The organism is Streptococcus sp. SO2 (genome assembly GCF_030440025.1).
This window is the reverse complement of the sequence record NZ_JAQFJH010000030.1, coordinates 1-5,780: the sequence shown is the minus strand read 5'-3', so window position 1 is coordinate 5,780 and position 5,780 is coordinate 1. Positions and strand designations below refer to the sequence as shown.

General features: G+C 36.5%; 4 protein-coding genes, 1 tRNA gene, 2 rRNA genes, 1 other RNA gene and 1 pseudogene. 2 read left to right on the top strand and 7 right to left on the bottom strand.

Annotated features, from left to right (window positions below; all coding sequences use genetic code 11):
* Nucleotides 1-167 precede the first annotated feature (167 nt).
* Together ffs and tadA are read right to left on the bottom strand one after the other, a co-directional pair.
* Nucleotides 168-265: signal recognition particle sRNA small type (gene ffs, locus PCY17_RS11915), an RNA gene on the bottom strand.
* A 32-nt stretch (nucleotides 266-297) separates the two neighbouring features.
* Nucleotides 298-765: a tRNA adenosine(34) deaminase TadA gene (gene tadA, locus PCY17_RS11910; RefSeq protein ID WP_301395718.1), complete on the bottom strand. Its 468-nt coding sequence runs from the start codon at nucleotides 763-765 to the stop codon at nucleotides 298-300.
* A 308-nt stretch (nucleotides 766-1,073) separates the two neighbouring features.
* Between tadA and PCY17_RS11905 the strand changes: the two genes are divergently transcribed.
* A complete protein-coding gene (locus PCY17_RS11905) occupies nucleotides 1,074-1,616 on the top strand; it encodes a hypothetical protein (RefSeq protein WP_301395716.1) in 543 nt (180 codons plus the stop codon).
* Nucleotides 1,617-2,402: 786 nt separating this feature from the next.
* Here the strand turns inward: PCY17_RS11905 and PCY17_RS11900 are convergent.
* Entirely contained in the window at nucleotides 2,403-3,689 is a 1,287-nt protein-coding gene (locus PCY17_RS11900; protein ID WP_301395720.1) for an adenylosuccinate synthase, read from the bottom strand.
* A 231-nt stretch (nucleotides 3,690-3,920) separates the two neighbouring features.
* A complete protein-coding gene (comW, locus tag PCY17_RS11895) occupies nucleotides 3,921-4,157 on the bottom strand; it encodes a sigma(X)-activator ComW (protein WP_301395715.1) in 237 nt (78 codons plus the stop codon).
* Between the two features lie 296 nt (nucleotides 4,158-4,453).
* On the opposite strand from comW, the pseudogene PCY17_RS12215 reads away from it, so the two are divergent.
* Nucleotides 4,454-5,087: pseudogene (locus tag PCY17_RS12215) on the top strand (IS30 family transposase); the annotation flags it as partial.
* A 187-nt stretch (nucleotides 5,088-5,274) separates the two neighbouring features.
* Here PCY17_RS12215 and PCY17_RS11885 read toward each other — a convergent pair.
* From PCY17_RS11885 to PCY17_RS11875, 3 genes are all read right to left on the bottom strand, one after another.
* Nucleotides 5,275-5,348: transfer RNA gene (locus PCY17_RS11885), tRNA-Asn, on the bottom strand.
* Nucleotides 5,349-5,353: 5 nt separating this feature from the next.
* Nucleotides 5,354-5,469: ribosomal RNA gene (gene rrf, locus PCY17_RS11880) — 5S ribosomal RNA — on the bottom strand.
* Between the two features lie 79 nt (nucleotides 5,470-5,548).
* Nucleotides 5,549-5,780, bottom strand: a 23S ribosomal RNA gene (locus PCY17_RS11875); the annotation flags it as partial.

Here is a 5,780-nt window from a genome sequence, read left to right as displayed (position 1 = left end):
ATTCACCAGATTTGAATCCCATTGAGCAAGCTTGGGCTGTCTTGAAAAAGAAAGTGACAAATTTATTAAGGGAAGTCCCAAATATCTTTGAATGTTTAGAGTGCTTTTTTAAAACTAAATGACTATAACAAACTCATTCCTTTTTAGCCATACTTAAACTATTTTCTTTAAAGCACAAAAAAAGAGCACACAATTCACTTCGCTTAGGGCTGCTGGATTCCTCCCCTGACCCGCTTCACGCAGAACTGTTGCTCCATTAGTTATTATACCACATTTCCAGAGATTTTAAAAGAGAAATTATTTTTTCCGTCGATTTCTGAAAAATTCCTGCATAATGCTAGCACAGTCACTCTCTAAAATCCCTGTTTCAACCTCTACACGATGATTGAGGCGCTCATCTGTCAAAATATCATACAGACTTCCAGCTGCACCAAATTTCTGATTTTTAGCCCCATAAACTACCTTAGGGATACGAGCAAGCCCAATCGCCCCGCTGCACATCACACAAGGCTCAATGGTCACAAAAAGTGTGCAGTCCAACAAACGCCAGCTCTCTTCCCTCAGATTCGCATTCTCGATGGCCATAATTTCCGCATGCATGACCGCACGTTGCAACTCCTCACGTGCATTGTGCCCCCGACCAATGATTTCTCCATCCTTTACAATGACGCAACCTATTGGGATTTCATCGTGGGCAAGAGCAATCTCTGCCTCCTGTAAGGCCTCTCTCATAAATGCTTCTTTTTCTTCAACTGTATAATCCATAGCTTCTCTCTTTTCTCGCCTATCAATTCTATCATTATAGCATGTTTTCCTAGACAAAAAAAGAGCTCTGTAATATTTGCAGTAACTAACTTTTCTATAGATAGTAATCTATCTCTGGATTGTAGAAATAAAGTTTTAAAAAGAGTATAATAGTAGCAAAATTTAGAGAAACACTAGAAATCATGAACTGAGGGTAATGGAGACAACTGATACAGAATGTCCAGATCTGTCGGAAGATTTTTAACTATAAGTCTCCAAGAGATGATTATCCTGAGATTTAAATAATAAACAAGATGAAAGGGTAAATAATGAAATTAGAATTTTTACAGGATGAACCAAAACTTACCTTGATGTTTCCATATAAAGATACATTTAATAGAGTAGGGGGACCATCCATGATATCTATATCTGTTATGATTCTCTGGATTCTGAAGCGTCTGATGACTTACAATACTGATTTTGCAGACAAGATTGTTGTGTCGGTAGTGCTGATTTATACCCCACTTCTTATATGGTTTTTAGGCTATTCTCTCTTCATAAATGGAGTAAAAGTAGAAATTTTTAAAAACAATACTGTTCAGTATTATACCTATAGCAGTAGAGGCCACAGCGTATTACATTATCAATTTAGACTTCAAGATATCGAACAAATAACCATTAAAAAGTGTCCCTTTAACTGCGCAAAGTTAACCATAAAAATTAGAAATCCTATTTTTTTAAACGGACATGAGAAAAAACTAAATAAGCTAATCAGTGTCAGTATCATCACAGATAAACTGAAGGTAGATACTTTTATGCACGAAATGAAGCAATTTCAAAGTGATAAATCAGGTAATCAAGTTATCAAGTAAGCTGATTCAGAAAAAAATTCAAGTTTCTCTAACTTACAAATTCTCAAGAAAATAGTTGACTGAAGAGGTTGGGACAAAAGTCCTAACCTCTCAATTGTCTTTTGATTGTCGAGCAAGACGCAGTGGTTGAGTGGGCTCTACTACGCTGATTTCATCAGCTTTTACAACCCTACTCAACTGTGCGGAGGTGGGACGACGAAATCGAATTCTAACGAATTACCGATTTCTGTCCCAACCTCATTTTTGTTTAGTTATGAGCCTTTGATCTATTGGCAAATTGAATGATTTGTTGGTGTTTTCAAATTCAAAAATTTCCTTCTTCCAAAACTTCTTTTCTATTTCCACAACCTTAACTAATCTACTGAAACGTTGAAACCTCGTAGATCAAGAGCTACCAAATCCAAACTTGATCTAAAGACTTAAGGCCCTCTGTTTTTTTCTTCCTATACTACTTTCAAGAAGACACCCAGATAGAACTTATACTCTTCAAAAATCTCTTCAAACCACGTCAGCTTCGTCTTGCCGTATATGTGTCACTGACTTCGTCAGTTCTATCCACAACCTCAAAACGGTGTTTTGAGCAACCTGCGGCTCGCTTCCTAGTTTGCTCTTTGATTTTCATTGAGTATTAAAAACTGACAAAAAAAGCCACCGAATGCGGTGACTTTATAGGGAGATTATTATGAAAAAGAAAAGTTTAGGATATTTGTTACAACAAGTTAGGAGGTCTTCTTGTAACTGTCTATAGTATAGCTGAACTATCTTAAACAAATCTTAAAAAATCTCTTATGACCAAACACTTTCTAAAATATTTGTTTGTTCACGACCAGGACCTACTGAGAAAGTAGAGATACGAACCCCAACCAATTCGCTCACACGACGAACATAGTTACGTGCATTTTCAGGAAGATCTTCCAAAGTACGAACTCCAGTAATATCTTCTGACCAACCTGGTAATTCTTCATAAATAGGCTTGCAACGTTTCAATTGCTCAAGACTAGCTGGATAGTAGTCAATACGTTGACCATCAAGATCATAGGCTACACAGATTTTAACTGTATCTAAACCACTCAAAACATCGATAGAGTTCAATGAAAGATTAGTAATACCAGAAACACGGCGGCTATGACGCATAACCACTGAATCAAACCAACCTACACGACGTGGACGACCAGTAGTTGTACCATACTCATGACCTACTTCACGGATACGATCTCCCACTTCATCAAATAATTCAGTTGGGAAAGGACCATCACCAACACGACTTGTGTAAGCTTTACATACACCTACAACCTTGTCAATCTTACTTGGACCAACACCAGAACCAATTGTCACACCACCAGCCACAGGGTTTGATGAAGTAACAAATGGATAAGTACCTTGGTCGATGTCTAACATAACACCTTGTGCACCTTCAAAAAGCACACGTTTACCATTATCAAGCGCATCATTTAAGATAACAGAAGTATCTGTCACATATTGCTTAATTTGTTGACCATACTCATAATATTCTTCAAAAATATCATCAAATGAGATAGGGTTGCTATCGTACAATTTTTCAAACAAACGGTTTTTCTCAGCAAGATTACGTTCTAAACGCTCACGGAAAATATCCTTATCTAAAAGATCCGCAATACGGATTCCAACACGAGCAGCCTTATCCATATAAGCTGGACCGATACCCTTGATAGTAGTACCAATCTTATTTTCACCCTTAGCTTCTTCTTGCAGACGGTCTAACTCAATGTGGTAAGGCAAAATGACATGCGCACGATCAGAGATACGTAGATTATCTGTTGTAACACCTTCATCTTGAAGATAGCTCAACTCTTTCACAAGTGATTTAGGATTTACAACCATCCCATTTCCAATAACAGAAATTTTTTCAGGGAAGAAAATTCCAGAAGGAATCAAGTGCAACTTAAATTTTTTTCCATCAATCACAATTGTGTGACCAGCATTATCTCCACCTTGGTAACGCGCAATCACTTCTGCATTAGCTGAAAGGAAGTCTGTAATCTTCCCTTTACCTTCATCACCCCACTGGGTGCCTACAACAACAACTGAAGTCATAATCTTGTCTGAGCCCTTAGGCTCTTCCTTTCTCACATACATGGCAGGAATCTCACCTGCAATTATATCTTACAATTTATTATAATAAAGATTCTCAATTTTTTCAAGACCAAAGACCAGAAACATTAGGGAATTAGAGAAAATTAGAAAATTAATATTAATAAAATATTGTAAATTTGTATTATGAAAAGATAAAACTATAAAATCGTTCGGAAATATAAAAAATATAAATTATCCCCCAACACAGTCATTTGAAGTCAATAACTGTTCGATATACAAACGGTAGCAAGCGCGATAGTGATAAGAAATCAACGGATGAATAACATCAATGTTATAACGAAGTAGATAATAAAGTAAAAATCGAAGATGAAAAATTTCCCATTCTAAATCATTATCTATTAAATTACTATATTCCTTTTCAATAAGATCATAAAAATCAAGATACTGTTCATAAACCTGTTTAATCATTTTATTTAACTCCATTTCTATTGATAAAATGAGTATAACAAAAAAATAGAAGAACCTGGGAAGATACTTCTATCATGTACTATAATGAATATTCAAATAAATAACAGATAAAAAAATTAACAAATCAGGTGGAAAATCCTACATTTCAAAAAAATATCTAAAATTTCCCTAATGAAAGGAATGCATTGTAGGAATTATTCTAGTTTATTTTATTAGATAAGTTGTAAAATATAGTGTAGCACATTTCATTGGTGTAAACTGTAGGTAACTACACAAACAGAACCCGAGGAAAAACTATGAGCTACTCCCATCCTACCATAACTGACTGGATAAAGATAGAAACTTACTTGGATTTAGGTTTGAAACCTTGCCAAATTGCAAGTAAACTTGGCGTCCATAAGTCTACCATTTTAAGAGAGTTAATACAATGCCAAAATGGTTATTCCGCAGTCTTAGCACAGAAACAGAACAACCACAGAGCTAAGCAAAAGGGCCGGAAGTCTTGTTTAACACCAAAATTGAAAAAGGAAATTGAGAACTGTTTAAAATCTTCCTGGTCACCTGAACAGATTTATAACCCCTATCAACTTATACAAAAGCCAATAGTAGCTTTTAAAACCATCTATAACTGGCTCAATGCAGGTTTGATTGATCTAGATTTAAGAGTCCTTCGTCGTAAAGGAAAAACTTGACAACCCAAAGAAACACGTCAAACATTTAGGATTGACACGCCGATTGCTAAACGTCCTAAAGAGGTCCGAATTCGTGAGAGTTTTGGTCACTAGGAGATCGACTTCCAGAGGCAAAAGCAAGGGCTATTTAGCGACCTTGCTGGAGCGGAAAAATCGCTTTTACTTAACTTTCAATATACCAGATAGAACAGCCAAAGCCATGTTTTCAGCCATCGAACAACTTTGTAGGATATTTCCAAATGTTGCACTTATTCTAGCAATTTATCTCATTAAAAAACTCATCTGAACTATGATTGCAACATAGCAAAATCCATTAATGAATTACTTATAAAATATATTAAATATTAATAAAGAGCTAAATAAAAAAAGGATCAAGATGATCCCTGAAAGACAAATAAAAAAACGTTCCTTAGAACGTTTACATACTCCGCCAGTAGGACTCGAACCTACGACATCATGATTAACAGTCATGCGCTACTACCAACTGAGCTATGGCGGATTAAAGCTAAGCGACTTCCTTATCTCACAGGGGGCAACCCCCAACTACTTCCGGCGTTCTAGGGCTTAACTTCTGTGTTCGGCATGGGTACAGGTGTATCTCCTAGGCTATCGTCACTTAACTTTGAGTAATACCTACTCAAAATTGAATATCTCTCAAATTTCACTTAAAAATAATCACGCTTCGTATTCTCAGTTACTTTGGATAAGTCCTCGAGCTATTAGTATTAGTCCGCTACATGTGTCGCCACACTTCCACTTCTAACCTATCTACCTGATCATCTCTCAGGGCTCTTACTGATATATAATCATGGGAAATCTCATCTTGAGGTGGGTTTCACACTTAGATGCTTTCAGCGTTTATCCCTTCCCTACATAGCTACCCAGCGATGCCTTTGGCAAGACAACTGGTACACCAGCGGTAAGTCCACTC